Source organism: Gordonibacter pamelaeae 7-10-1-b (assembly GCF_000210055.1).
Lineage (GTDB): Bacteria > Actinomycetota > Coriobacteriia > Coriobacteriales > Eggerthellaceae > Gordonibacter > Gordonibacter pamelaeae.
In genome coordinates, this window is sequence record NC_021021.1 from 2,240,387 (window position 1) to 2,241,474 (window position 1,088).

The 1,088-nt window shown below is 72.2% G+C and carries 1 protein-coding gene and 1 pseudogene; both read right to left on the minus strand.

Going from position 1 to position 1,088, the window contains the following annotated elements:
- The coding region (locus GPA_RS20515; RefSeq protein WP_156791163.1) for an acyltransferase domain-containing protein at positions 1-237 on the minus strand (237 nt) is incomplete at its 3' end.
- Between the two features lie 127 nt (positions 238-364).
- A pseudogene (locus GPA_RS10395) lies at positions 365-1,024 on the minus strand (nitronate monooxygenase); the annotation flags it as partial.
- Positions 1,025-1,088 lie beyond the last annotated feature (64 nt).

Below are 1,088 nucleotides of genomic sequence, written 5' to 3' on the forward strand. Positions count from 1 at the left end.
GGCGACGGCCACCGACAGCGCGGCGAGCGCGGGCTGGGCGTTGCGCGTGTCGTTCAGCTTCTCGGGCTCGGCGTTCAACGCAAGGTCGGCCACGTCGAAGCCAAACACGTCGGACGCGCATGCGAAGGTCTCCCGCACCTCGGGCAGATCCATGAGGTCGGCGCCCATGCCGGGCTTCTGCGAGCCCTGGCCCGAGAGCATGAGCACGGGCGCGCCCGCGGGCACCGGCCCGATCATCGCGCTTCCCCGCGCGTCGCGTTGCGCGCAGCCAGGGCCTCGAGCCCAGTCCCCCCAGCTCCTCGGCTTCGGCCACTAGGGAGGCGATCGCCTCGGCCGCCGTCGCGCGCTCGCGCACGAGCGCCGCCGACTGGCCCGCCATCATGGTGCCGTTGTCCACGTCGCCCTCGACGGCGCGCTTGAGCGAGCCGACGTACATGGCCTCCAGCTCGTCGCCGTTGGCCGCCACGTCGCCCTCGAGCTTGCGCACCGTGCGGGCGAACTTGTTCTTGAGGCAGCGCACGGGATGCCCGCTGCCGCGGCCCGTGACGATGGTGTCGGCGTCCTTGGCGGCGATCACGCGCTCCTTGTACGCGTCGGCGATGGTGCACTCCTCCACCGTGAGGAAGCGGGTGCCTACCTGCACGCCTTCGGCGCCCAGCGCGAAGGCGGCGGCCATGCCGCGCCCGTCGGCGATGCCGCCGGCGGCGATCACGGGGATGGACACGGCGTCGCACACCGCAGGGATGAGCGCCATCGTGGTCAGCTCGCCGATGTGGCCGCCGGCCTCGGTGCCTTCGGCAACCACGGCGTCGGCGCCGAGGCGTTCCATGCGCGCCGCGAGCGCGCTCGAGGCCACCACGGGCACCACCTTGATGCCGGCGTCCTTCCACATCTGCAGGTAGTTCGCCGGGCTGCCCGCGCCCGTCGTGATGACGTCGACGCGCAGCTTCGCCAGAAGCTCGGCCGTCTCGCCCGCGTTCGGATCCATGAGCATGACGTTCGCGCCGATGGGCTTGTCGGTCATCGAGCGGGCGATGCGCACCTGTTCCTCCACCCACGCAAGCGGCGCGCCGCCGCACGCGATGATG